Source organism: Bradyrhizobium sp. Kon37, assembly GCF_055807535.1.
Genome location: NZ_JBVVOY010000356.1, coordinates 1 through 233, shown reverse-complemented (window position 1 = coordinate 233; position 233 = coordinate 1). Strand labels below are relative to the sequence as shown.

The 233-nt window shown below is 48.1% G+C and carries 1 protein-coding gene; it reads right to left on the bottom strand.

Translation table 11 applies throughout. The annotated features are described in order from the left end of the window. Positions 1–233 (bottom strand): transposase (locus AC0L3J_RS38460; RefSeq protein ID WP_191585470.1); only part of this gene is annotated, 233 nt, incomplete at both ends.

The following is a 233-nucleotide window of genomic DNA, read 5'->3' as shown; positions in this document are numbered from 1 at the left end:
GAATCTACAGTTGCTTTTTTTAATATATCTCGCTCAAGGCGAGCTTCATTTAACGCCTTACGCAGTTGCAGAATTTCAGATTCCAGTTCAGCCACCGTGCGGGAACCAGGAGTACCGAGCCCTTTTCTGGCGGCGGTAACCCATTGTCCTAAAGTGCCTTCAGGAAGAGATAATCGGGAAGCGCCTTCACTGATCGAAAGTTGATTTTCAAGAACCGTTCTGACAGCTTCGGC